The 25,419-nt window shown below is 46.9% G+C and carries 27 protein-coding genes and 2 tRNA genes; 21 read left to right on the top strand and 8 right to left on the bottom strand.

All coding sequences use genetic code 11. From position 1 onward, the window contains the following. The first annotated feature begins 63 nt into the window (after positions 1–63). The 4 genes from MJX74_RS08415 (at position 64) to MJX74_RS08400 (ending at position 4,116) form a co-directional block, all read left to right on the top strand. On the top strand, positions 64–675 hold the full coding sequence (locus MJX74_RS08415; protein ID WP_240222423.1) for a FlgO family outer membrane protein: 612 nt from the start codon (positions 64–66) through the stop codon (positions 673–675). After that, positions 672–1,310 (top strand): FlgO family outer membrane protein, encoded by a 639-nt coding sequence (locus tag MJX74_RS08410; RefSeq protein WP_240222422.1) that lies wholly within the window; start codon positions 672–674, stop codon positions 1,308–1,310. The genes MJX74_RS08415 and MJX74_RS08410 overlap by 4 nt, the downstream gene beginning before the upstream one ends. A 71-nt stretch (positions 1,311–1,381) precedes the next feature. Next, complete coding sequence (locus tag MJX74_RS08405) at positions 1,382–2,002, top strand: FlgO family outer membrane protein (RefSeq protein WP_240222421.1); 621 nt, start codon at positions 1,382–1,384, stop codon at positions 2,000–2,002. Positions 2,003–2,085: 83 nt separating this feature from the next. Next, complete coding sequence (locus tag MJX74_RS08400; protein ID WP_240222420.1) at positions 2,086–4,116, top strand: site-specific recombinase; 2,031 nt, start codon at positions 2,086–2,088, stop codon at positions 4,114–4,116. 69 nt (positions 4,117–4,185) lie between these two features. Here the strand turns inward: MJX74_RS08400 and MJX74_RS08395 are convergent, their stop codons facing one another. Continuing rightward, complete coding sequence (locus MJX74_RS08395) at positions 4,186–5,100, bottom strand: pirin family protein (protein WP_240222419.1); 915 nt, start codon at positions 5,098–5,100, stop codon at positions 4,186–4,188. Positions 5,101–5,181: 81 nt separating this feature from the next. Between MJX74_RS08395 and MJX74_RS08390 the strand changes: the two genes are divergently transcribed. Next, positions 5,182–5,256 (top strand) — tRNA-Arg (locus MJX74_RS08390). Between the two features lie 323 nt (positions 5,257–5,579). Here the strand turns inward: MJX74_RS08390 and MJX74_RS08385 are convergent. The 4 genes from MJX74_RS08385 to MJX74_RS08375 form a co-directional block, all read right to left on the bottom strand. Next, a complete protein-coding gene (locus MJX74_RS08385) occupies positions 5,580–5,960 on the bottom strand; it encodes a hypothetical protein (RefSeq protein WP_240222418.1) in 381 nt (126 codons plus the stop codon). A gap of 88 nt (positions 5,961–6,048) precedes the next feature. Continuing rightward, entirely contained in the window at positions 6,049–6,243 is a 195-nt protein-coding gene (locus tag MJX74_RS21935; protein WP_420851391.1) for a helix-turn-helix transcriptional regulator, read from the bottom strand. A 761-nt stretch (positions 6,244–7,004) separates the two neighbouring features. Further along, positions 7,005–7,079: transfer RNA gene (locus tag MJX74_RS08380), tRNA-Arg, on the bottom strand. Positions 7,080–7,127: 48 nt separating this feature from the next. Then, entirely contained in the window at positions 7,128–8,267 is a 1,140-nt protein-coding gene (locus tag MJX74_RS08375) for a flagellar assembly protein T N-terminal domain-containing protein (protein ID WP_240222417.1), read from the bottom strand. Between the two features lie 152 nt (positions 8,268–8,419). Here MJX74_RS08375 and MJX74_RS08370 point away from each other — a divergent pair, with 152 nt between their 5' ends. After that, positions 8,420–8,878, top strand: a complete 459-nt coding sequence (locus MJX74_RS08370) for an LPP20 family lipoprotein (RefSeq protein ID WP_240222416.1) — start codon at positions 8,420–8,422, stop codon at positions 8,876–8,878. A 22-nt stretch (positions 8,879–8,900) separates the two neighbouring features. Here the strand turns inward: MJX74_RS08370 and flgN are convergent, their stop codons facing one another. The 3 genes from flgN to flgA all read right to left on the bottom strand — a co-directional run bounded on the left by flgN (position 8,901) and on the right by flgA (position 10,439). Continuing rightward, complete coding sequence (gene flgN / locus MJX74_RS08365; RefSeq protein ID WP_240222415.1) at positions 8,901–9,335, bottom strand: flagellar export chaperone FlgN; 435 nt, start codon at positions 9,333–9,335, stop codon at positions 8,901–8,903. Then, positions 9,332–9,652, bottom strand: a complete 321-nt coding sequence (gene flgM, locus MJX74_RS08360; protein ID WP_068234453.1) for a flagellar biosynthesis anti-sigma factor FlgM — start codon at positions 9,650–9,652, stop codon at positions 9,332–9,334. The genes flgN and flgM overlap by 4 nt, the downstream gene beginning before the upstream one ends. A 76-nt stretch (positions 9,653–9,728) precedes the next feature. After that, the gene (gene flgA / locus MJX74_RS08355) at positions 9,729–10,439 is read right to left on the bottom strand and encodes a flagellar basal body P-ring formation chaperone FlgA (protein WP_240222414.1); all 711 of its coding nucleotides are present in this window, start codon (positions 10,437–10,439) and stop codon (positions 9,729–9,731) included. A gap of 128 nt (positions 10,440–10,567) precedes the next feature. On the opposite strand from flgA, the gene MJX74_RS08350 reads away from it, so the two are divergent. The 15 genes from MJX74_RS08350 (at position 10,568) to MJX74_RS08280 (ending at position 25,290) form a co-directional block, all read left to right on the top strand. Continuing rightward, entirely contained in the window at positions 10,568–11,497 is a 930-nt protein-coding gene (locus MJX74_RS08350; protein ID WP_240222413.1) for a chemotaxis protein CheV, read from the top strand. Positions 11,498–11,511: 14 nt separating this feature from the next. Further along, entirely contained in the window at positions 11,512–12,345 is an 834-nt protein-coding gene (locus tag MJX74_RS08345) for a CheR family methyltransferase (protein WP_240222412.1), read from the top strand. A 72-nt stretch (positions 12,346–12,417) separates the two neighbouring features. Next, positions 12,418–12,819: a flagellar basal body rod protein FlgB gene (flgB, locus tag MJX74_RS08340; RefSeq protein ID WP_068234463.1), complete on the top strand. Its 402-nt coding sequence runs from the start codon at positions 12,418–12,420 to the stop codon at positions 12,817–12,819. 2 nt (positions 12,820–12,821) lie between these two features. Next, the gene (gene flgC, locus MJX74_RS08335; protein ID WP_240222411.1) at positions 12,822–13,247 is read left to right on the top strand and encodes a flagellar basal body rod protein FlgC; all 426 of its coding nucleotides are present in this window, start codon (positions 12,822–12,824) and stop codon (positions 13,245–13,247) included. A 10-nt stretch (positions 13,248–13,257) separates the two neighbouring features. Then, positions 13,258–14,022, top strand: coding sequence for a flagellar hook assembly protein FlgD (locus tag MJX74_RS08330; RefSeq protein ID WP_240222410.1), 765 nt, complete (start codon positions 13,258–13,260; stop codon positions 14,020–14,022). Positions 14,023–14,041: 19 nt separating this feature from the next. Beyond that, on the top strand, positions 14,042–15,394 hold the full coding sequence (gene flgE, locus MJX74_RS08325; protein WP_275692704.1) for a flagellar hook protein FlgE: 1,353 nt from the start codon (positions 14,042–14,044) through the stop codon (positions 15,392–15,394). A gap of 146 nt (positions 15,395–15,540) precedes the next feature. Beyond that, a complete protein-coding gene (flgF, locus tag MJX74_RS08320; RefSeq protein WP_240222409.1) occupies positions 15,541–16,287 on the top strand; it encodes a flagellar basal-body rod protein FlgF in 747 nt (248 codons plus the stop codon). Between the two features lie 40 nt (positions 16,288–16,327). Next, entirely contained in the window at positions 16,328–17,116 is a 789-nt protein-coding gene (gene flgG / locus MJX74_RS08315; RefSeq protein WP_240222408.1) for a flagellar basal-body rod protein FlgG, read from the top strand. Between the two features lie 12 nt (positions 17,117–17,128). Further along, positions 17,129–17,806, top strand: a complete 678-nt coding sequence (flgH, locus tag MJX74_RS08310; RefSeq protein ID WP_240222407.1) for a flagellar basal body L-ring protein FlgH — start codon at positions 17,129–17,131, stop codon at positions 17,804–17,806. 61 nt (positions 17,807–17,867) lie between these two features. After that, positions 17,868–18,914, top strand: coding sequence for a flagellar basal body P-ring protein FlgI (locus MJX74_RS08305; RefSeq protein WP_231732099.1), 1,047 nt, complete (start codon positions 17,868–17,870; stop codon positions 18,912–18,914). 1 nt (position 18,915) lies between these two features. Next, positions 18,916–19,941 (top strand): flagellar assembly peptidoglycan hydrolase FlgJ, encoded by a 1,026-nt coding sequence (gene flgJ / locus MJX74_RS08300; protein WP_240222406.1) that lies wholly within the window; start codon positions 18,916–18,918, stop codon positions 19,939–19,941. Positions 19,942–19,979: 38 nt separating this feature from the next. Beyond that, the gene (gene flgK / locus MJX74_RS08295) at positions 19,980–22,004 is read left to right on the top strand and encodes a flagellar hook-associated protein FlgK (protein WP_240222405.1); all 2,025 of its coding nucleotides are present in this window, start codon (positions 19,980–19,982) and stop codon (positions 22,002–22,004) included. A 2-nt stretch (positions 22,005–22,006) separates the two neighbouring features. Beyond that, a complete protein-coding gene (flgL, locus tag MJX74_RS08290) occupies positions 22,007–23,242 on the top strand; it encodes a flagellar hook-associated protein FlgL (protein ID WP_240222404.1) in 1,236 nt (411 codons plus the stop codon). A 197-nt stretch (positions 23,243–23,439) separates the two neighbouring features. Further along, complete coding sequence (locus MJX74_RS08285) at positions 23,440–24,306, top strand: flagellin N-terminal helical domain-containing protein (RefSeq protein ID WP_240222403.1); 867 nt, start codon at positions 23,440–23,442, stop codon at positions 24,304–24,306. Positions 24,307–24,462: 156 nt separating this feature from the next. After that, positions 24,463–25,290 carry a flagellin N-terminal helical domain-containing protein gene (locus tag MJX74_RS08280; protein ID WP_240222402.1) on the top strand — a complete coding sequence of 276 codons (828 nt, stop codon included), beginning with the start codon at positions 24,463–24,465 and terminating at the stop codon, positions 25,288–25,290. Positions 25,291–25,419 lie beyond the last annotated feature (129 nt).

The raw sequence follows: 25,419 nt of genomic DNA, 5'->3' as shown, positions 1-25,419 counted from the left end.
GCTTGTCATTTTTTATGGCGCGTATTTTGCTTAGCTTCTGCAGACATTATGCCGAGGTTGCGTATGAAAGTGATATTTTATCCTGTGCTGGCCTGCCTGTTGCTAAGTTGCAGCAGTGCAGAGCCGGTTGCTAAATCCAGAAATCAGCCAGCGCTAAGTGAATATCCACTGCATTACTATACTAAACAGTTGGCAGACAACTTGTTTGCTCAGTTGCCAAAGCAGAATGGTATTTACCATGTGGCCCCGCAAATTGCGGTTGCCTCTTTTTTACCGGTTAATACGTTGTCGCTGTCTGATGCTGATGCTGGCGAAAAACAACTGGCTAATCAACTTAGTGAAAGCATGCTGGCACATGCCCGCCAGCGCGGTCTTAAAGTATATGACTACCATTTACGCGCGCAGTTATTGCTGGGCGGTGATCATGAGCAGGCATTATCGCGCCAGCTTAGTGATATAGAAAGCGCCAGTGATGCCGATACCCTGTTAGTGGGCACTTACAGCGCAATGGAAGATGGTTATCTGGTTAATGCCCGGCTGATCAGTATTGTGGATAAACAAGTATTGGCCGCGGCCAGCGGTTATGTGCCACATAACGTATTGTGGAGCCAGCAGCAAGTAGGCAAACGCGGTGATAAACTCTACCGGCAGGACCGTACAGGAGAGCAAAAATGAAAGCCTTATTAATTATCGTCGGCCTGACGCTGGTGGTTGGCTGCGCCAGACAACCAGAGCAGCCAAGCAGTGTGGTTACCGCGTCTGAGCGCAGCTCACGGTTAAATACAGCGGCAGATTACCAGTTGGCTTCTGTTGTGACACCACCAGCAGAAAACCAGCCGATGCTGACGGCGAACGAATATTCCCGTGCACTGGTGCATGAGCTGATGTCCAGTCAGCGTCAGATGGAAGAGGGCGGCATGGTAGGTGTAACAGATTTTGCTTTTGTTGATACCGGCCTGGATCAGGGCAGTGTGCTGAGTAACCATATGAGCGAAGCCATGATTTATGATCTGCATAAGTTTGGGGTACCGGTGCTGGATTACAAAGCTACTGATTTTATCCGCGTAACACCCAGCGGCGATTTTGCCCTTAGTCGCGACTTTACTGAGTTAAGCGGCGAGCTGCCCATCCGTTATGTGGTTACCGGCACTATGACGGCCCACAAGCAAGGTGTGCTGGTCAATGCCAGGCTAATCCACATTGGCACTAAGCAGGTTATTTCTGCCGCCCGTACTTTTATGCCACAACCGGTAGTGCAGGCTATTATTAAACGCAGCGGTAACGACAAGCTGCAGTTAAAACAAGGCTAAGTTAGGATTAAAGAAAACCCTGTAAGTTGCCGATACCTGTTTAATCAACAGTTTATCAGGCCGGGGTTGTAATGAAATTATGGGTTGTATGCAGTGGCGTATTGCTGTTGTCGGGTTGTCAGTGGAACTCTGCTGACCCTAACAGCCAAACAGCTCCCCCCGCAGAGCCATTGCCAGAGCATGTGATATTGCCTGGCAATAACGGCAATTATTTACCGGCTGTTACTGCCAGAATAAACACCAAACCGCTATCAGATTATGCCGCAGATCTGGCGTTACAGCTGATGATGTCCATGCATTACACGCCGCCACAACAGGCGGTAGCAATCAGCTCGCTGGTGTGGTTTGACCATCAGCTAGATAACAGCAATGCACTTGGAAACCACTTAGCTGAACATCTTTATGTGCATTTACAGCGTCTTGGCGTATCAGTGGCCGATATTAAAGTGGGCCGTCAAATTCGTGTCACCCCGCAGGGCGATTTTGCCTTAAGCCGTGGCCGCTACCTGGACTCATCACAGGATATAAGTTACGTACTGACAGGCACCTTGTTGCAAGATGCCGGCGGTATCGTAGTGAATGTGCGTGTAGTGCATTTACAGCATAAAACGGTTATTGCCACTGGGCAGGTGCATATTCCTGATGCTGTGCTCAGTCAGGCTGCTGCTGTGGCGTATATTGCCTCGCCATAGGTATTCATCCGTTGCTAAACTGGCGTTTTGCACCCTAATACGGGTATTATCAGCGCCGGATACGTAAGCAGCGGAGAACATGCATGGATACACTGAGCGCAGTAGCGCTGGTAAGAAGCCTGTCGGCGCAGCGGTGTCCTGTGACTTTACTCAGTACCATGATCGACTGGCTGAGTTACAGTGAGTTTGGTACTGAGCCGGCACAACGGGCGGCGAAATTACGTGATGCATTGCAAAATAACCCCCGCCACAGTGCAGAAATTGGCGAAGTACTATTTAACTGGCTGGGCGAGGTAAATATTTACCCGGCACTGGTTAATCTGGGCTTGTTTTCCCGCTCTGGTTTCTTGCGTGAAATGGGCTCGAGGCTATACGAGCGTTTTAATCCGGCACCACGCGATCAAAATGATTTCGCTGATGTATTAGTACAAATGTGTGACGGTAAAAGTGACGCCCGTTGGCTGCATAAACTCAATAAAGACGACATGCTGGCCTGCTTTAGTATAGTGGCGCAGCATACCAGCAGCGCCGTACTGCAAAAAATGACCGCGCACTTTCGTGAAGAAAGCTTATACGCGCTGGAAATGCTGGCTATCTGGGTTGCTGCGGAAGAAATTGAACCTGATCTGATGCGGCTTGATCGGCGTCTGAGCAGTATCGATTCGCCATTTATTGCGCTAAGCCGCGAAATGAATCTGTTTGTTGAAAGTGGCCGCCGCCAGTTGATGGAGCCAGGTGCTGCACTGCATGATACCGCGCATTTGCAGGTCATGATGCAGCAGTCCCGCGAACAGGTAGAGCGCTTAAGGCGCCGGGGGGCCGGTGTGGGCAGCTCAGTGTCGGTTGCACATCTGCTGGAGCGGCTGGAGCAAACACTGGATCGTATCGACATGCTGCTGGAGGTATTAACCAGTGATGCCGACACTCAACCGGTAAAAGTGCAGGTTATGCTAATGGTATTGGTTGAAGCCAGCGGCGAGCACAACAGTATTTCTGCATTGTGGCGCAGCAGCACTCAAATGTTGTCAAAAAGTATCACCATCAATAAAAGTGGCCATGGTGAGCACTATATTACCCGCACCCGGACTGAGTTTTTTACGCTGATGCGCTCTGCCGCAGGCGCCGGGGTTATTATTGCACTGATGGCACTGATCAAAATTTATCTCGAAGGCCAGGGCTTCAGCCCGTTGCAAAAATCGCTGCTGGTTAGCCTGAACTACGGCCTCGGTTTTGTGCTGGTGCATATGCTGCACTTTACCATCGCCACCAAACAACCTGCGATGACAGCCGCCAGTTTTGCACAGGAAGTCGAGCGCGGAGAAAACGGCCGCGCCGTAAATCGCAAATTAGCCGGCTTGCTAATCGACGTAAACCGCTCGCAGTGGGCAGCAGTATGGGGCAATGTCAGTAGTGCCATATTGCTGGCCAGTAGTATTGCTTTGCTTACACTAGTGATAACCAGCACACCGTTACTTAATGCTGAGATGGTGCAGTACCAGCTTAAGTCGTTGTCACCGGTTAGCGGGTTGGCATTGCTTTATGCCGCTATTGCCGGTGTCTGGCTGTTTTGTGCCGGTATTATTGCTGGCTTCTTTGATAACCGGGCCAATTGCCTTGAACTGAGGTTACGGTTATATCATCACCCGTTATTAAAACGGCTGTTATCCGACAGTCGCCGGCAGCGTTTTGCCGATTATCTGCATGACAACTATGGCGCATTGGCCGGTAACTTTTTCTTTGGTGTGTTACTGGGCATGACCGGCTATCTGGGCTATTTAACCGGTTTGCCGTTAGATATACGCCATGTGGCGTTTTCCTCGGCTAATTTAGGTTACAGCGCGGTAAGCGGTGAAATAGGTATACTGAATTTTTTGCTGCATCTGGTGTTTGTATTGCTGATTGGCTTTGTTAATTTGTGGGTCAGCTTTACGCTGGCACTGGCCATTGCACTACGGGCGCGCGGCACCAAAATAAGCCGGTTTCGTTTACTGCTTAAAAGCCTTTGGGAGCAAGCAAAACAGCAGCCTCTGCAGGTGTTTTTTCCGGTCGATATGATACGCCAAACGCTGGCTGAAGCTGATAAAACCGATAGCAAAGCAGCAAATAAACACTGAAACAACCCCTTAATTAAATACCCCGCCAGACGCTGTGTGTCTGGCGGTAGCACCGGCTTAAGCCAGGTATTATTCCGGCAACGGGATAAACTCTTCTTCGTCACCCACTACTTTAGCAAAGCGGCCTGCTGCCCAATCTTGCCTTGCTTGCTCAATACGCTCTTTACGGCTGGAGATAAAGTTCCAGTTGATAAAACGCGGGCCGACATTTTCGCCGCCAATAATGGCAATTCTGCTGTCCTGATTAGCGGTAATAGTGACGCCCTTAGCGGCAGAAAACACCACCATACTAAACTCAGGCACTTGCGTGTCTTTCACCTGTAACTGGCCTTTGGCCACATATACCGCGCGCTCTTCGCAATCGGGCAATGTAAGCGACTGGCCTGGTTGCAGATGCGCTTCAATATACAGTGTATTGGCATAGGTTTTTACCGGCGATTTCACGCCATAGGCTTCGCCCATCAGCACCCTCAGTGCGACACCATCAACGGTTTTTCGCGGAATATCGCGCTCAGGGTAGTGATAAAACGCTGGCTCAATTTCTTCATCTTGTACCGGCAGAGCCAGCCAAAGCTGAAAACCGTGCAGGCGATGCTCGCTGCTGCGCACTTCTGGCCGCTCGCGCTCTGAGTGCGTAATACCACGGCCGGCCACCATTAAATTAATATCACCTGGCGTAATGGTCTGGTAACTGCCCAGCGAGTCGCGGTGCAGTATTTCACCTTCAAGCAGGTAGGTAACGGTTGCCAGGTTAACATGCGGGTGCGGCCGCACATTAATACCGCTACCGGGTGCAAAATCAGCCGGCCCTATGTGGTCGAAAAATATCCAGGGCCCCACCATTTTACGCTGCCGGGTAGGTAAAGTGCGCTTAACCTTAAACTCACCTAAATCGGTTTCACGCGGTTGTATGATCAGCTCAATAGCGTCACAACCCTGATTAATATCGCATTCAAGTTCAGTGTTTTCTGTTTCAATGCTCATCTGTAATGCCTTTTAGTTGCCAATCTTAAGTTAAAGATTACTTAACCCCAGAATGGACATTAAAGATTTTAAAATCAAGTTTGCCCCATAGTTAAATGGATATAACGGCCCCCTCCTAAGGGGCAGTTGCAGGTTCGATTCCTGCTGGGGCAGCCATATAAATGCAGTGTAGGCAAGTGTTTGGTTTGAAATGAAGCTTACATATGGTTAGGGTAAACCATAAAAGCGCTAGCAAGCTTTGCTGCTTCTTCGGCTTGAGTTAGTTCTAAGTTTTGTGGGGGGCGTTATCAGCGCAAACAACAATTTTTGCTTGTTGGCGCTTTCACCATAACCAAGTGGACAAAAACAGCCGCTAATTTATTAGAATTTCGCTCCATTTGCAGTCTGATTGCTGGACCACTGATCGCTTTGCCATTATTACTTGTGTAAGTTGTGAAGCTGGCGCAATGCCAGCTTCCGCCATCGCCTCTAGCGATGTTTTATTGGTCGTTGGCAGCCTCCAGCAAGCAGAAAATTTTCAGCCTTAGCCGCTTATCAATACCAAGTTGTAAAGCCCGTTTAACTTCCATCAGATACCAGCGCCAGGAAACGCTCGGTTTGTCTGTACGGAATTTAGCGATTACAAAACCAAGCGGAATGAGCATTTCATTCAGGTATTGGCTGGCGTTGTGGTGGTTATTGCTTTTGATGAACTTTGATAGCTGGTCAGTTGCTATGCCTTGATTCGCCGCAATAACTCTCAGATAAGCGTTGTACTCATTATGCTTTAATAAGCTAATTAGTTGCTCTACATCGGTTGGCACTAGTCTATTTAGTCTAGATTTCGCTTGCCTCTGCTGTTTAGATGAATTAAATTCCATGTGTTAACCTCTTTTCAATTGAATAGGTTTAAAAAAAGGTCAGTGCTTCCGGCAAGTTGCATACTGACCTTTTTCATTTCTGTGTTACTCATGCTGCGGTATCCTGTTTGCTTTGATTGATGCGTTGCTCAAGCCATTCCGTAGCGTCATTTATTACCCAGGAAACGGCTCTATCACTAAGCTTTATTGGTTTAGGCGCTGTGCCGTTTTCGATTTGTCCGTGCCAAAATGATTTGCTGCATTTTGTGATCCTCAAAACTTCTCGCAACTTAATTACATTCATTTTTAGACCTCATTAATTAATTACATTAAGCCTCTTATCAATATCCAGAGGCCTTACAGAATCCTACGTGGTATTTTAAAAAACTTCAAACTACAGTTTTTTATTAAGTTATTGATAGTGATGACAAAATATCATCACTGATATAAAATCAGCAGGTGTAAGTTATTAATATTTAATTGGATCTACTAATTAGACTACTGTTTTTTATTCCAGTACTTATTCTGAAATATTTTACTTATTTCTATTTGTTCTATTAAATAGAGTGTAATTCAGTAATGTTCGGTTACGGTTCGGCATAAAAAAGCCGCTAAAATGCAGCCTTTCGGGGACTAGGTAACTACCCAACAAGAAAAAGATTCTTTTTGCCTGCTGCCAAACTTAGGTTTCCGGTTGCGGCTTCTTCTATGCGGTTGCTCCACCATTCCATAAGCTTTGTTCTGCGCTCAATGTATTTTGCTTTATTGTAAGCTGCTTCCTTGAGGACGAAATACCGAGCTGCAGGCCACCGTTGTCGTACAAGAAATATAACTTTTCTTTTGGGTTGGGATTATGGACTTGTGTGTCACTCAGCAGCTTGGTTTTCTTGGGCATGAGCACTCTCTTAGTACTACAGAAAATGCACTGACGATGCTGTAGTACATCCCGTGGCGGATTCTACCAAACGGTCCTGTACTAAGTTGCACTATTATTTTATTAAGTTGCTGATTCTATATTGATTTTTAAATTTGTTGGTCTTGGCTGGACTTTCTGTTTGGAGGTTATGGCTGCCCCAGCAGGAATCGAACCTGCAACTGCCCCTTAGGAGGGGGCCGTTATATCCATTTAACTATGGGGCAACGGCGCGAAATTCTAACAGAGTGCGCCGGGGTTGGGAACCTGCATACTTAGTAACCGCTGCTTTTACGTACACTTACCACGTCGCCCGGCTGAATATGCTGCAGTAACTCTTGTTTATCAGTGCTGGCCCAGGCATTTCGCTCTGTCAGTTCTGTAATGGTGAGGTTTAGCTGGCTTTGTAGCAACCGTTTCACACCCCGTGTAGTGGGGTGGCGTTGTAACTGGAACAACTGTAATTCGTCGCCAATCTGCAAGCCGTGCAGTTTGCCAAGATCGAGCATAATTTCATTTTTTCTTACCTGCTTTATTGCACTCAACAGCGGCTTACATAGCAACTGTTGTTGCATATCTGCGGCGATGATCTGCAGCAGTTTGTCGACTTTACTGCCATAAGGCATTTGCCAGAACGCCTGGCTGTGACTGGCTGGCGTGTTGTGGCTTTTATAGGGCCAGCTGGCACTGGTGCGGTATTCCTGCTGGTACACTATGTTTTGTTCGAACAGATCAAACAGCGTTACATCAATAGCAAAGTAGCGCTGTTTTAAATCTTTTTGCCAGAAATGGCTGGTGGTTTGGCCAAGAGACATGTCGTTGATACGCGCGGTTATAACATACTGATACCCCTGGCTAAACAGTTGTTCAGTTGCCGGGTATGCCAGATACTGCAATGGCATTTCCTGCGGTAAACTGCTTATAGTGGCGGTGGGGCTGTAATCGCGTAAGTGGCGCTCTAACTGGGTGGTGCTGTGTTCACCCAGATCAAATAATTCGCCGTATATAGCGTCCTGGCGGGCCTGCAACTGAATTTGGCTTAGTAATACTGGTTTACGGTATGGGTTGCCGCTGCAGTTGCTTATTTGTGGGGTGATATCTGCGCGTAGTGTTACTGTCAGCATATTATTGTGTTGGTTTTCAGATAACAGCTGTAGTTTGCGGATCTGTGCATTGCTGACTACACCCAGTTGTTCTTGCTGCAAAATGCCATTAATAAGTTGCTGAGTGCTGCTTAGGCTGGCGCCTGCAAATAATGCTGCTCTTTTCAGCGCATCTTCAATAGCTGCCTGACGGGCTGAGTCTATATCGCCTTGTTCAATAACGGCCTGCCCGGTTGCTTCATACCAGTCTGCTGTACAGTTTGCACTGAACAGGGTTACAGCAAGCACAGCGATAAATGGGTAAAGTTTCATATAAACTCTGCAATAAATTGGCACTGCGGATAACTAAGCAAAATGTATGCCTTAAGCTAAAGCGCTATTAAATTATGGCGTGAATATTGCTAATTCTGTTTGACAGCTAACTTTTAGTGCACAGTAAGTTTATTGTGCTGCAGGAGAATAAAATGACAGCGTGGCACACTTTAGTAGTGTTAACTGCCGTATTAGCAGCGGGTTGCTCTTCGCTGGTAAACCGGCATGTTGAGTATGCGCCGGCAAAGCCGGATGCCTTTCCGGTGTTAACTGCAGTAGGTTATGCGCCGATCAGTGTGCAGCATGGCGACAGCAATGAACACAAAATGCTGCAGGCGATGAAAGCATCGAAGCTGGATGCTTATCGTGAACTGACTGAAGTGGTATATGGACAAAAAATTGACGCGACTAATCAGCTACGCGCTATGGTGCTTGAGGATGAACATTTGTCATCGTCGGTAAAAGGTGTGATAAGTGGCGCCCGGGTGATAAAAACCTATGCTATTGATGATGTATATGTGACGGAGCTGGAACTGGATTTTGAGCAGGTGTATCACTTGTATCAAAACACCCAGCCAAGACAAACGATTAAAAGTGTACGTTATTATTGACTAACTATGGACTGAGCGTGGTTCAGGCTTTAATGCCTTTACCTTTACTGTCTACTGCAGGTTTGCCTTTGCTGGTGTAAGTCAGGCCTGATTTACCCCGGCTGGCCAGCAGTTCGGTTTTAAATCTGGCCAGTGTAAGCTGGCTTTGTTCCAGTGTTTGCTGATTAATATCATTTTTCCGTTTACACTCTTCCAGCTTTACATCCAGCGCGGCCACTTTTTGTTTAAACCAGGGCTGTTGTTTTTGCTCATCAATATCAGCGCAGGCGGCCAGTAAGGCATCGTTCTGTTGTAATTGCTGTAGCTGAGTGGTTTTAAGCGTAATGATGTTTTCCAGCGCAGCGATATCGCGGCTGGCAAGGGCGGCAATTTCCTGCCGCAAAGACAAAAGCAGCTCATCCAGTAGCTGCTCTTGCTGATCTAATAAGGCGATGATGTCGTTGCTGGCGGTTGTCATTTTTTACCAAATAACTCGCTTTCAAACTGTACTATACGCCGTGCCAGTTGTTCAACATTCACTTTGTACTTACCATCGGTAATCGCCTGTCTGATTTTATCAACCTTCTCCTGATCGATGCCGCTGCTGTTACTGGCTTTTTCGGTCAGTTTAGAAAATTGTTGTGCCTGGGGCGTAATAGACACAGAATCTTGTTTTTGTGCCGCTGCCTGATTGGCATTTTGCTGCACAGTAGCCTGCTGACGTTGGGCATTTTGCTCAACTTTGTCAGTTTTTACTTGCGGACTATTCTGCAAGTTGTTGATATTAATAGCCATGCTCGTACCTCATCACCTTAATACAGTTCCTTATGCATAGGTTAACGGCGTTAAACTACAAAACTTTAGTTAATATTTAAAATTTAATACTAACCTGGTTTACTGCAATCACTTCTGCTGTTATAGCCCGCTTTGATTGGCGGTTAAGCACGCTTATTACATCACCTAAGCTACCATCGGCTTGTGCTATTCCGGTTGCTGCCACATTTAAGCCACTATTGCTGACTGATATTGTAACAACATCTCCTTTACAGACAAGGCAAAGATCCTGCAAGGTGATAATTTGTCCAATAGACATTGCCCGCCGGGTTTTTGCACCGATAATTTGCTGAGTATCACTGACCAGGCTACCGCGTAAAAAACGGCGTTCGCGGCTGGCGATATCCAGCATATCGGCAGTGATCAGGCTGCCGGTAGCAATATTTTGTGTCAAAATTACCGTTTGTACGATTTCTTCAATTCGTACAGGTACATACAGTTGCCAGGTCTGTGCTGCACCGCAACGGATTTGTATTGTATTCTGGCGTTGGGTAAGTGGCTGAGACAGTGAAAACTGCAACGGTTCGTGACAATCTTTATAGCCTATTCTGTCGTCCAACGGGCTTACCTGTAGTTGAGTACCGCTATCAGGTGTTACGGCCAGCTCTTGTTGCAACCACGCAGATGCCTGCTCAGTTAACTGAGCCGCTGAGTAGCTGCTAACGTCGTCCTGCGCTGCTAAAGGGCTTGCTGCAAGCAGCGTAACGCAGGTAAGTATTTGTTTAAATAAATTTTCGTACTTTTTCATAAGGTTTCGGCTATGCTTTACACGCTAAGGGTTATAACATCAGGGCCAGACTTGGCAGTGTCAAATAACCGTCTGTGACAGGTGTTAAAGCAAGAATCGATCCGGATAGTATTACAGAGGAGCGGCAGATGGCCGGTATTTTAGACTCGGTAAATCAGCGCACACAGTTAGTTGGCCAGAACAGGCTGGAATTACTGTTGTTTAAGCTAAGAGGGCGCCAGCGTTATGGCATTAACGTATTTAAAGTGCGTGAAGTGTTGCAGTGCCCGCCACTTACAGCTATTCCAAAACGCAATAAGTTTGTCCGGGGCATTGCACATATTCGTGGTCAAACCATTTCGGTTATCGATTTAAGTTTGGCCACCGGCGGTAAACCGATTGAAGATACCAGAAACAGCTTTATTATTATTGCCGAGTATAATCGTTCGGTGCAGGGTTTTTTGGTAGACTCGGTTGAGCGCATTATCAATATCAACTGGGAAGCGATAATGCCGCCGCCAAAAGGCACCAGCGGCAAACAAAGCTACCTGACAGCGGTAACAGAAATTGATAAAGAGCTGGTAGAGATTCTGGACGTCGAAAAAATTCTGGAAGAAATTTCACCTTCGCCAACCACCATCAGCGCAGATATTAATACCCACAGTATCAGCGAAGACCTGGGCGAGCGGCTTATTCTGATTGCCGATGATTCAGCAGTAGCGCGTAATCAGGTAAAGCGTGCGCTGGAAGGGCTAGGTGTTAAGATGCACCTGGTAATGAACGGGCGCGAGGCGCTGCATTATTTGCAAGATGTGGCAAAAAGCTGCAATGAGTCAGTTACTGAAAAAATTGGTTTACTGATTTCTGATATTGAAATGCCGGAAATGGATGGCTATACCCTGACGGCAGAAATTAAACTTGATCCTAAACTGAAAAAGCTGCACGTAATACTGCATACTTCGCTAAGCGGTGTATTTAATCAGCAGATGGTCCAAAAAGTGGGTGCAGATGATTTTATTGCAAAATTTAATCCGGATGAGCTGGCAGAGTCTGTACAGAAGTGGCTGCATACCGACTGAGTTAAGGATTAACAGTGCCAAATAAAGACTTACACGATAAAGAGTATGTGCTGTTCAGGGATTTTCTCGAGCAGCAGTGTGGCATTGTGCTGGGCGACAATAAACAGTATCTGGTTAAAAGCCGCTTAGCCCCGTTAATGCAAAGATTTGGTTTAGCCACCTTGTCTGAGTTGGTTAGCAAAACCCTAAGCCCGTTTGAGCGGCAGTTACGCTCAGCTGTAATAGATGCGATGACAACAAACGAAACCTTGTGGTTTCGTGACACTTATCCTTATGAACTGTTAAAAAAACAGATATTTCCCGAGCTGGAAAAAACCTGCCGCACTGTCAAAATGTGGTCAGCAGCCAGTTCAAGCGGGCAGGAGCCTTACTCTATTGCCATGACTGCATTGGAGTACCAACAAAGCCGGCCTGGTGCTTTTAGTTTGGGTGTTCATATAATGGGTACGGATATCTCTAACACTATGCTGGAGCACTGCCAGCGTGCTGAGTATGACGGTTTAGCGCTGTCACGCGGTTTATCTCCTGAGCGGCGCAGCAAGTTTTTTGAAGACAGCGGCAAGGGTATGATGCGTGTTAAAGACAACGTGCGCAAAAATGTGAGTTTCCGCCACCTTAACCTGCTGGATAGCTACACCTTGCTTGGTAAGTTCGACATTATTTTTTGCCGCAATGTGCTGATTTATTTTTCTGCCGATGTGAAGGCAAAAATTATCCGCCAGTTTGCCCAATCCCTTAATCCGCGCGGCTATTTATTCCTCGGTGCGTCGGAATCCTTATCCAGTATTAATGCTGATTTTGAAATGATCCGCTGCAACCCCGGTATTATCTACCGTAAGAAAACTTAATAGGCTTAATAGCAATATTTGGCCTGAGTTTTGCATTTCATTTGCCATCGCTTAATCAGAGGTGGCAAAAAAATGGCAATCAGTTTTGAAAAAGCATTTGGTATGCACCCTGAAGCCATGCTGGTCCGCGATCAGCGTGCTCAGGTGCTGGCCGAAAATATCGCTAATGCAGATACGCCGGGCTATAAAGCCCGCGATCTGGATTTTCAGCAGGCACTGAACAACGCAAAGTCTCGCCAGTCTGGCGCTATGGCCCGCACTCATGAGCAGCACTTTACTATTTCTACTGCTGCCCGGCATGAAACTAAGTTTCGCAATCCTGATCAGCCTGATACCGGCGACGGTAACAGTGTCGATATTCATCGTGAACGTAATGCGTTTATGCAAAATAGTCTGGAGTATCAGGCGAGCATGACATTTTTGAATTCCCGGATCAGCGGTTTGAAAAAAGCCATTACCGGTGGAGGCCAATAACCATGAGTTCTTACAAAATTTTTGATATCACCGGTAGTGGCATGACCGCACAGGCAGTGCGCATGAACACCACCGCTAGCAATATTGCTAATGCTAACAGTGTCAGCAGCAGCGTAGAGCAAACTTACCGCGGCCGGCATGCAGTGTTCGCCGCTGATTTGTCGAAGGCAAAGCGCCAGCAGGGTGATGACGGTGTTGGGGTGAAAGTGCTGGGCATTGTTGAGTCAGATGCGCCACTGAACGTGGAGTATTCGCCAAATCATCCTTTGGCAGACGAGAATGGTTATATCTACAAACCTAATGTCAATATTATGGAAGAGATGGCGAACATGATTTCGGCGTCGCGCTCTTATGAAACCAATGTGCAAACAGCTGAAGCGGCAAAACAAATGGTTATGCGCACCTTGCGCTTAGGCCAGGCAAACTAAGGGCGTAACAATGACTACTAGCAATGTAAATAACAATACTGCACTGGATGGCATGTATTGGGATGCCGATAAAAAGGTACCAGACAAAAACAACGGTGCTTTAACGCAATCTGATTTCTTTGCCTTGCTTACCCAGCAACTGGCATATCAGGATCCTACCAAGCCGGTAGAAAATGATCAGATGATTGCTCAAATGACCAATTTTACTATGGCTGATGGCATTGGGCAGCTTAATGAAAGCTTTAAAGGCTTTGCAGAAAGTATGTCGTCAAACCAGGCATTGCAGGCTTCGTCTCTGGTTGGCCGCAGTGTGCTAACGCAATCGGATGAAATTGTCTTTACCGGTGAAACTTTAGCCCGAGGCAATATTGAGCTGGATAAACCGGCAAATAGAATGAAAATTAGCATCGAGAATGAAAAAGGTGAACTAATACAATCATTTAGTGTGGACAATCCAAAGGTTGGGAAGAACGAGTTTGTCTGGGATGGCACTCATACCGGCTCCGGCGCGTCACCTGGCGGCAGCAATGCAGAGGGGGATGAGATCCCGGCTGACGGCGATGACGAAGAGGTTATCGACAGGGTTAAAGCCGGTGTATACAAAATTAAAGTAGATGTCAGTTATGCCGACGGTACCAACGCCAGTTTGCCGGTGAATGTTTATACCCCGGTAGGCAGCGTTAGTATGAACGGTACTGGTGGCGGAGTTATGTTAAACCTGATTGGCCTTGGCGCCGTTAAATTAGGTGATGTGTTAGAAGTTTCTTACGGTTAATAGTGAGCTGAGGTGAATTATGAGTTTTAATATCGCACTAAGCGGCCTGGCCGCTGCACAAAAAGATTTAGATGTAACAGCGAATAATATCGCTAACGTTAATACTACCGGTTTTAAAGAGTCGCGGGCTGAATTTGCCGATGTGTATGCTACGTCAGTGTTCTCTTCCGGCCGCACGAAAGTAGGCGATGGTGTAACTACCTCTATGGTGGCGCAACAATTTAGCCAGGGTTCATTGCAATTTACCAATAACTCGCTGGATATGGCGATTACCGGTGAAGGTTTTTTTGCTTTAACACCAGATATGCAGTCGCGGGATTTAACCTACACCCGTGGCGGTGCTTTTAAACTGAATAAAGATAATTTTATTGTCGACAATAACGGCAACTTTTTGCAGGGCTTTGCCGTGGATCCATTGGATGGCGAAAACCAGTCGGTCAGTTTAAGTACCACACAGCCTATTACTATACCCACCACCGCCGGTGCACCGCGGGCAACAAACAATATCTTTATTAATATGAACCTAAACTCGCAAGAGTTGGCAACAGATGGGTTGCCATTTGACCCGACCGATAAAGGAACCTATAACCATTCAACATCGATAACGGTATATGATAGTTTGGGCTCGCCTCATACTGCTTCGATGTACTTTCGCCGCACCACCACCGCGCCACCGGCAAACTCCGAATGGGAGACCTTTGTAGTATGGGATGACGCTACTGCAAATCCTACTATACCTGCTCCGACGCCTCCGGCTACACGTAACCCTAATTCTTGGTTTCAAGGGGATAACTTAGTGTTCGATTCCAGTGGCAATATGCTTACTACGCCAGCGGTGCCAACGTTAAGAATACCTTTTGCTGAGCTGAATGATCCGAATAATGGTTATCTTGATAACGGTGCCCAGTATCAAACAGACATCGTAGTTAACTTCCGTGACCCCTCAAATACTAAGCTGCCAACCCAGGTTGCGGCGGTTTTTGATCCAACCAGCTTAAGCCAGGATGGTACTACCGTTGGTAGCTTAACCGGTGTGGATATTGACTCTTTTGGCCGTGTACTGGCCAGCTACAGTAATGGTGATTCGGCTTATTTAGCCCAGGTAGCCTTAGTGCGCTTTGCTAATGTGCAGGGTTTAAAACAGGTAGGCAATACGTCGTGGAAGCAAACCATTAATTCCGGTGAACCAATTGGTGGCCAAGCGAATAACAATACCTTTGGCGCTATCAACTCGTCAGCACTGGAGCAATCAAACGTTAACCTGACTACTGAGCTGGTTGATTTAATCAGTGCGCAGCGTAACTTTCAGGCTAACTCCCGGGCGCTGGAAGTTAACAGTACCTTGCAACAAACCGTGTTACAAATCCGCTAAACTTTATGGCGTTATAACGCACCACCTTCGGGTGGTGTTTTTTTATCTGCTGTTTTAGTGCTACTTAATACACTCCCACCGCCCTCAGCTTTTTTATGGCATCAATTTTGCTTAAGTAATCGAAGATAAAGTAGGCGGAGCATGTTATGGATCACTTGTTATATATCGCTATGAGCGGTGCCAAAGAAAATATGAATGGCATTGCCGTGCGGGCAAACAATCTGGCTAATACCGGCACTGTTGGCTTTAAAGCAGATTTTGAGCAAGCTCGTGCTATGCAGGCGTTTGGTGAAGGTTTACCAACCCGTGTGTTTTCACTGACTGAGCAGCCAGGTCAAAACTTTGACGCTGGCGCGATCATTATGACAGAGCGTGAGCTTGATGTGGCTATTCAAGGCGAAGGCTGGCTGGCGGTACAGGCACCGGATGGTAACGAGGCATACACCCGAGCAGGTAACTTGCAGATTAATGCTTTTGGCATGCTGGAAACAACCAATGGTTTAGCCGTAATGGGGGACGATGGCCCTATTCAGTTGCCAGTGCCGCTGGCTAAAGTTGAAATTGCTTTGGACGGTACAGTAAGTGTACTGCCTCAAGGCGCGCCGGCAGATGCAATGGTGGCAGCAGGCAGAATAAAGTTGGTAAGGCCACTGAACAGCGAAATGGAAAAAGGTAATGACGGCTTATTCCGGCGCAAAGATGGCCAGCTGGCGGAAGCTGATATTAATGTCAGCCTGCTTAAAGGTGCCATAGAAACCAGCAACGTTAATGCCGTTGGCGAGATGACTTATATGATTAGCCTGCAGCGTCAGTTTGAGCTGCAGGTAAAAATGATGAAAAGCGCTGAAGAGATGGATCAGCAGCAAAATCAGTTACTGAGAATAACGGGTTAAAAGCCTGACTAAATAATGGGCTAAGGCCCGGGAGGCAAACATGCATCCAGCTTTATGGATCAGTAAAACCGGTTTAGACGCTAAGCAGCGCGATATTTCGGTGATCTCAAACAACCTGGCTAATGCCAGCACAGTGGGGTTTAAGAAGAGCCGGGCTATTTTTGAAGACTTGCTGTACCAGAATGTTAATCAGCCTGGTGGTGCGTCGTCGCAAAACTCAGAATTACCAAATGGTCTGATGATTGGTGCCGGTACTAAGGTTGTGGCAACGCAGAAAAACTTCACTCAAGGCAATATGATTACGACAGACAATAGTCTGGACATGATGATTCAGGGGCATGGTTTTTTTGAAATACTGATGCCAGACGGCACGGTATCATACAGCCGCAATGGCCAGTTTACTGTTGACGATGAAGGTAACCTGGTGACGTCTGGCGCCGGTTATCAGGTTCAACCGAATATAGTAGTGCCGCCGGATGCACAAAGTATTACCGTATCACAGGATGGTCAGGTGTCAGTGCAGTTGCCAGGGCAAGGTGAGCCGGCAGTGCTAGGGCAGCTTACAGTAACCAACTTTATTAATCCGGCTGGCCTTGAACCTATTGGCCAGAATCTGTTCCGTGAAACCGGAGCCAGTGGCGATCCGGTGCAGGGTATTCCCGGCCTTGAGGGCCTTGGCATTATAGTGCAGGGCGCGCTGGAAACTTCTAACGTTAACGTTACAGAAGAGCTGGTTAACCTGATTGAAAGTCAGCGGGTTTACGAGATGAATTCTAAAGTTATTTCATCGGTAGATCAGATGCTCAGCTTTGCTATTCAGCAGCTGTAACCGGAGGTATTTATGCAACAGCTTATTTCTTTTATCGCTTGTGCATTGGTATTGGGCGGCTGTGCTTCAATGGAGGTGCCTACGGCTGATGACCCTTACTTTGCACCGCTGGCACCAGAGCCTGCCTCACGGCCGTTGGTGCAAAACGGTTCGCTGTTTGCGCAGTACTATTCGAATTCCTTGTACTCAGATAATAAGGCCCGCCACGAGGGTGACATTATTACTGTGGTGCTAAAAGAGCGGACACAGGCCAGTAAAAATGCCAAAACCGAGATGCAAAAAGACAGTTCAACCTCGTTTGAACCGATGATTGGGCTCGGTGGCCGCAATGTGTCTGTTGCTGGTAATGTGCTGCAATTTGGCGCTGACTCAACATCCGACTACAAGGGCGACTCTAAAGCCGATCAGAGCAACAGCCTGGTAGGCAATATTTCGGTGAATGTGTTGCAGGTGCTTAACAATGGCAATCTGGTGATCCGCGGTGAAAAGTGGCTGACACTAAATACCGGTAAAGAATATATCCGTTTAACAGGGGTGATCCGCTCACAGGACGTTGATGTGAACAACACTGTTGAGTCGACCAAAATTGCCAATGCCCGTATTGAGTACAGTGGCACGGGTGCGCATCACAATGGCCAGTCTCCGGGCTGGTTAAGCCGTTTCTTTAACGGCCCGTTATGGCCTTTCTAGGAGCACAGCTATGAGCCGTATTTTACACACCAGCCTGATAATAGCGCTGTTATTACTCAGCATGACAGCCAGTGCTGCCCGTATTAAAGATGTCGCAGATGTGGAAGGCGTGCGCTCTAACCAACTGGTCGGTTACGGTTTGGTGGTAGGCTTGCCTGGAACAGGTGAGCAAAGTCCTTTTACTGAACAGAGCTTTCGTACCATGTTAAGTAATTTTGGCATTACTTTACCGGCTAATATGAAAGCACAGATTAAAAATGTCGCGGCAGTTGCCGTACATGCCGAGTTGCCGGCTTTTGCCAAGCCGGGCCAGTCACTTAATATCACGGTATCTTCGGTTGGCAGTGCCAAAAGTTTACGTGGCGGCACGTTAATGCAAACCTTTCTGGTGGGGCTGGATGGCAACGTATATGCCGTAGCTCAGGGCAGTTTAATTGTTAGTGGCCTTGGTGCTGAAGGGCTTGATGGCTCGCGCATTCTAGTTAATACACCTACCGTAGGTAGCATCCCTAATGGTGCGGTTGTAGAGCGGGAAGTTATCACGCCTTTTGCCCAGGGCGATTTTATTACCTTTAACCTTAAACGGTCTGATTTTACCACATCAAAGCGCTTAGCTGAGGCCATTAATAACTTTATCGGCCAGGACACAGCACACTCGCTGGATGCAACTTCTGTACAGGTGCGGGCACCACGTGATATCAGCCAGCGCGTGTCTTATTTGTCAACGCTGGAAAACCTTAGCTTTGAGCCAGGTGATTACGCGGCAAAAATTATTATTAACTCCCGCACCGGCACCATTGTTATTGGTAAAGACGTGCGTTTATTTCCGGCAGCTGTGACACATGGCGGTCTAACCGTAACCATTGCTGAGAACCCCCGGGTAGTGCAACCTAATCCGTTTGGCGAAGGCCAGACTGCGATTGAGGAAAATACCATTATTGACGTGCGCCCGGAGCAATCCCGTATGTTTAAATTTGACCCCGGCGTAACACTGGATGATCTGGTTCGCACGGTAAATGCGGTGGGTGCTGCACCTGGTGATTTAATGGCGATTCTTGAGGCATTAAAAGAGGCCGGTGCCATTCATGGCGAACTGGTGGTGATTTAAGATGAGCCTGACGCCAAACAATGTGTCTTATCATGACCTGAGCAGTCTGCAGCAAATAAGCAGCAATTCCGGTAAAGATGAAAAGGCAGCGTTGCGTCAGGCGGCTGAACAGTTTGAGTCCATTTTTTTCGGTATGTTATTAAGCAGTATGCGTAAAGCCAACGAAGCGTTTGAAGTGGAAGGCATGATGAACAGCCAGACCACCAAGTTCTACCGCGATATGCATGACAGCCAAATGGCAACCGATCTGGCACAAAAAGGCGCTCTGGGGTTGGCTGATTTGCTGGTTGAGCAACTAAGCCCGGCACTGGGCAAAAAAGCGACAGCAGATAGCACCTTTGCGCTCAGTGAACCCAAAACGCTGCATATGCCGCGTTATATTTTGCCAGCAGTAAAGATAGATGCTCAGACTGATACACAACAAGAGAGTAGGGGCGCCACAACAGTCGCCGTGCCAGCGCCCGCTAAAATAACCACCGCGCAGCCAGATAGTGTAAAACCAGCCTGGCAAGTGGCAAGCCCGGAGCAGTTTGTCCGCACCCTGCTACCGGCCGCGCGTGAGACAGCCAAAGCGCTGGGTTTAGACCCTCTGGCGCTGATTGCGCAAGCTGCACTGGAAACCGGTTGGGGCCAACGGGTGATAAAAACGGCAAAAGGCGAAAGCAGTTTTAACTTGTTTGGTATTAAAGCCAACAATGGCTGGCAGGGTGAAACCGCAGTGGTAGACACGCTGGAGTACCGAGCCGGTATTGCTAAAAAAGAACAGGCAAAGTTTCGCTCTTATACTTCACCTGAGCATAGCCTGCGTGATTATGCCGACTTTATTAAACAAAACCCGCGTTATCAGGATGCCGTGCAGGCTACCGGCGACACTAAAGCTTATTTTGAACAGTTACAGGCGGCAGGTTATGCCACAGACCCCGCCTATGCACAAAAAATTATGGCGGTATATCAAAGCACTGCCTTTGATAAGGTGCGTCAGGAGCAAGACGCTACTCAAGATTACAGTGATAGCGCCGATGAATAGCAAACTAGGCGCTGCCTTTAGCGTTGGTGGAGAGAGCAATGTCAGATAACTTACTTAAGATTGGTACTTCGGCTGTGCTGGCCAACAGTGCTTTGCTTAATACCACCAGTAACAACATTGCCAATATTAATACGGAAGGCTACGTGCGTCAGCGCACAGAATTTCAGTCGCAGGGGCTTGGTTTGGGGGTAGGTAAAGGCACCACTGAGCGTTTAATCAGTGAATTTACCCTTAAACAACTGCGACGTGATACTTCTAACTACAGCTATGCCCAGCAATATGTTGCTGAAGCCAACCGGGTAGATGCCCTGTTCTCGAACCCGGCCAATAGTATCGCTACCGGTGTTAATGATTTATTCAAACAGTTTCAGATTGCTAACAATGAGCCAGCCACACTGGCCAATCGCCAGCTAATTATTGGCAGTTCTCAAGCCCTGCTGGATAAATTTAATACCTTGTCCAGCCTGGTGTTGGATCAGGATAATTTTGTTAATCAGCAACTGGACATCTACACCAGCGAGACCAATGCTTATATTAAGCAAATCGCCAGCCTGAATCAGGAAATCGCATCATACGGTACCGGCAATAGCCGACCAGTGCCGTTGGATTTACTGGATAAACGCGATCTTGCCATTCAGAAACTATCTGAAATGGTTGAGATCCGTACGCTGGATTCAGACAATGGCGAGAAAATGGTGTTTCTGGCGACGGGGCAGTCGTTGGTGGTTGAGCGCGGCGAGTTTAATCTGGTCTCGCTGCGTGGCAGCCCGGATCCTTCTGTACGTGATTTAAAACTGCAGTTGTCCGGCCGTACCTCGGTGGAGCGCGATATTGACATCGAAGACCTTGGTGGGAAAATTGGTGGTTTGCTAAAGTTTCGTGAAGAAATTTTGGTTCCTACCCAGAATCGGCTTGGGCAGTTAGCGTTGTCAATGACCGACGCTATGAACACGCAAAACCGTTTGGGTATGAACTTAAACGGTGAAATTGGCGGAAACTTATTTAACCTTCCGGTTAGCAGTGGTTTTGCATTTTCCAACAACGCCGGTGCCGGTGCTGTTAGTGTCACTATAGAGGCAGGAAAAGGCAAAGATTTGCCTCCGAACGACTTTCTGTTAACTGTGGAAGCTGGCGCTGTGCGGATCCAGGCTCTGGATGCAAAAGGCGAAGTAGTTGTTGGCTCAGATAAAGTGGTGCCAGTGGGTGGCTTTCCGGCTACTATCAATTCTGCTGATGCCAGTAATGACTTATACGGTTTGGAAATAACGCTGACAGGTACTCCGGCTGTGGGGGACAGGTTTGAACTAAAACCCTTAAGTACAGCATCGAGAACCTTAACTCTGGCAACCACCAGGCCCGAAGATATTGCTTTGGCGTCGCCAGTTCGTGCCGATTTTTCAGTAAATAATCTGGGTAACGCAAAGATTGAAGGGCTAACCGTAACGGATACTACACCAACTGCTTTACCGGATTATGGTTTTGGTTCGCCATCGGGCTTGAATAACGGCCCCTGGACTATGACATACGTTGGCGGTGATACCTTTGAAATAGTGGACAACTTAGGTAATCCGGTGGCAACTGCGGCTTTTGGCTCGAACCAGTATCAGGACATTTTTGCTCAATCAGGTATTAACCCTCACCCCGGGTTTGATTTCTCCGTTACAGGTATTCCCAGTGTGGGCGATACTTTTAGCATCAGCTTTAATGACGGGGGGTTTAACGATAACCGCAATGGCTTAGCGTTGTCAGCATTACAAACTGCGCAAAAAACCAGATTAAACCCATTGTCCGGCGTTGATAGTGCTAATGCAGTAAATTTTAATCAGTCTTATGCTGATATGGTTAGCCTGATTGGTGAGCGCACCAGCCAGGGCCGCAACAATGAAGCAGCCGGTAAAGCTTTATTAGAGCAAACAACAGCCTGGTATGAATCACTGTCCGGCGTTAGTCTGGATGAAGAGGCATCTAACCTGATCCGGTTCCAGCAAACCTATGCGGCAGCGGCACAAATTATTTCTACATCGCAAACGGTGTTTGACACCCTATTATCGGCAGTGAGGTAGTGATGAGATTATCTTTTAATATGAAATTTAATGCCGGCTTAGACGGTATGTTAAATACTCAGAACAAAATGAACCGGGCGCAGGATCAGCTGACTAAGCAAACCCGTATTCTGACACCCGCTGATGATCCTGCCGCGTCAGCAAAAATGTTAGTGTTAGATCAAAATCTGGAACAAGTGAAGCAATTCCAGAGTAATAGTGTGCTGCTAAAGAATAATCTGGCGCTGGAAGAGACCGTATTAACCAATATGCGTACGTCAATGGACAGTGTAACCAGGTTGGCAATTGCAGCGGGTAATGCTACCTACACTGAGGCTGAGCGGGGCGCGCTGGCACAAGAGCTAAAAAACATTCAGATTGAGTTGCTGGATTTAATGAACAGTCGTAATGCTGAAGGTGGCTATATTTTCTCCGGCTATCAGGATAAAAAACAAACTTACAGCCTGAATAACGCTACCGGTATTTATGAGTTTCAGGGCGACGATGGGCAAAAAGCACTACAAATTTCACCGACTATTGCGTTGCCTGGCAATGACAGTGGTAAGTTTGTGTTTGAAAATGTCGATGCCCGCTTTAAAACTACACCAGCAGTAATAAGTGCCGGGGGCGCAACCAGCGCCACTATTGCGGTGGCAGATCAGGGGCAGTTCGATGCTTATTATAAACAAAATTATGATAGTCTGACGCCAGCAAACAACGATTTCAGTGTGGTGTTGACAGCACCCTCGACGTATGAAATTCAGCGAAATGGCGCTGCTTTAGTGCCCCCGGTAACGGGCGCTTTTACGCCTAATGCTTCTATCCAGTTTAATGGCTTATCCATTAATGTAAATGGGGCAGCAGCTGTGCCAGGGCAGGTAGACTTTTCTTTGCAGCCGCCAGAGAAAAAGAATATGCTGACTACCGTAGATGAGTTTATTAAAGCGCTAGAAAACCCCGCTATATCCGACTTTGATTTTACCCAGATTATTGGCGATACGGTGAATCAGATTACTTCAGCCGCCTCGAATATTGATAGTGCTCTATCCACGATTGGTGGCCGGATAAATGTACTGGACAGCGTATTTGGTGCCAATGAAGATTTGACCATTAATAATAAGTCCTACCGGGCGGATATCTCTGAGGTGGATTACGCAGCGGCACTAACAGAAATTACCAAGCAGGAAATTGCGCTAGAGGCTATTTCCAATACCTTCGTCAAGGTGTCCGGCGTCAGTTTGTTTGACTACATACGTTAAAAATGCTGTTTATCGGCGGTTTTGCCGCCGACTTTAGCTTTTATTTAAAAATAAAATCAATTAGTTAAAAAATTAAAAAAGCAAAAAATCTACTCAAGTTTTCCTCTCCGGTTCCGATAAATAATTAACGCGAAACATAGCAACTGCCCAACTAACGGGTGGTTGCCAATACCGAACTCAGTAGCAGGAGAACCACCATGGCTTTATTTGTAAATACCAATACATCGTCATTAAATGCACAGCGTCAATTAGTTAACTCTGGTAATTCGCTTGATGTAGCATTTAAACGTTTATCATCTGGTTTTCGGATTAACAGTGCTGCTGATGATGCTGCAGGCTTACAAATCTCTAACCGTTTAACCAGCCAGATTAACGGTCTGGATCAGGCAGCACGTAATGCCAATGATGGTATTTCACTGGCGCAGGTAGCTGAAGGCGCTTTTGATGAAATGACCACGTCATTACAACGTATGCGCACTTTGGCCATCCAGGCGCAAAACGGTATCAGTAATGCCGACGATGTTGCCGCATTACAAAAAGAATTTAGTTCATTAAAAATAGAGATTACCCGTATTGCTAATACTACCGAGTTTGGTGGTACCAAGCTGTTAGGCGGCGAGTTTTCTACTAAAGTGTTGGTAGGTGCACAGGCCTCAGCGAACGACTTTATTGATGTTAATATCAGAGCCAGTAGCGGTGCTAATGGATGGACGGCAGCAGGTTTAGGTTTGGGTGCTGCTGGTGCTGCTGACGGTTTAAGCTTTGCTGCGGGAGCTGTGGTTGGCGCTTCGGCAGCTATGGCCCGGATAGATGCTGCCATTAAACAGGTGGATGGTAAACGTGCCGATTTAGGTGCGGTACAAAACCGTTTTCAGGCGACTATCCGTAACTTAACAAATGTGTCGGAAAACGTATCCTCTGCCCGCAGCCGTATTCGTGATACTGATTTTGCTAGAGAAACTGCGGAGTTAACTCGCACGCAGATTTTGCAACAAACCAGTACTACTGTATTGTCGCAGGCAAATCAGCGGCCGCAGGCTGCACTGAGTTTACTGCAGGGTTAATATTATCCGTCTTGAAAATAAAGCCACCTTATGGTGGCTTTATCTTTTTGAAATAAAACAAAAAATTAAAGTTAGAGCTTGTTTTGCCGATAGATTTTAAACGGATAAATATACCCGATAGGGTGTGCACTTCCAATTTCGAAACGGAAATGGCATATGTCTTTACTTGTTAACACTAACCAGTCGTCTTTAAGCTCTCAGCGTTTATTAAATCAGGCAACTTCAGGTTTAAGCAGCAGTTCTGAAAAACTGGCATCGGGTTTTAAGATTAACCGGGCTGCCGACGACGCCGCAGGCCTGGTTATTTCAAATCGTTTAACTACTCAGATTGGCGGGCTTGAGCAGGCCGCGCGTAATGCCGGTGATGCTATTTCTTTAATTCAGGTCGCTGACAGCGCCCTGGACGAAGTTACCGGCGCACTGCAAAAAATGCGGGTATTAACTATTCAGTCTGCCAATGGCATTAATAACGCTGATGATATTGAAGCGCTGCAAAAAGAGTTTAGTGCGCTTAGAGAGTCAATACAGGCAATATCGGCAAATACTGAGTTTGGTGGTTTAAAAGTGTTAGACGGCTCGGCTGGCAACCGTAACTTTTTAGTGGGTGCCAATGCAGGGCAAACTATCACGGTTAATTTAAATCATAGCTTTAGTACTGCAGATACCGGGCTGGATATTGATAGTATTAACTTCGCTGATGATGAGCCACACACAGTTATTGCCGCTCTTGATAGTGCTATTATGCTTACCGATAATGTCAGAACTGCTTTAGGAGCGCAGCAGAATATACTTGGCAGCACCTTGCGTACTATCAGTAATATTGGCGAGAATGTGTCGGTATCTCGCAGCCAGCTTCGGGATACCGATTACGCAAAAGAAACTGCAGAGCTAACCAGAACGCAAATACTGCAACAAAGCAGTACTACGGTGCTGGCGCAGGCAAACCAAAGACCACAGGCTGCACTAAGTGTATTGGCGGGCTAAAATAACACCACTGCCAGTGTGGTTTATCTTCTTGATATATATAGTATTTTAAAATCCGGGGAAAATATTTTAAATAAAGTTATTTTTTTCCTAAAGTATATGAGTTCACGGCCGAAATACTGGTTAAGT

The sequence above is a fragment of the Rheinheimera hassiensis genome (assembly GCF_022436675.1).
Lineage (GTDB): Bacteria > Pseudomonadota > Gammaproteobacteria > Enterobacterales > Alteromonadaceae > Alishewanella > Alishewanella hassiensis.
The sequence above is the reverse complement of the archived record's forward strand: the minus strand, read 5'-3'. Positions and strand labels throughout refer to the sequence as shown.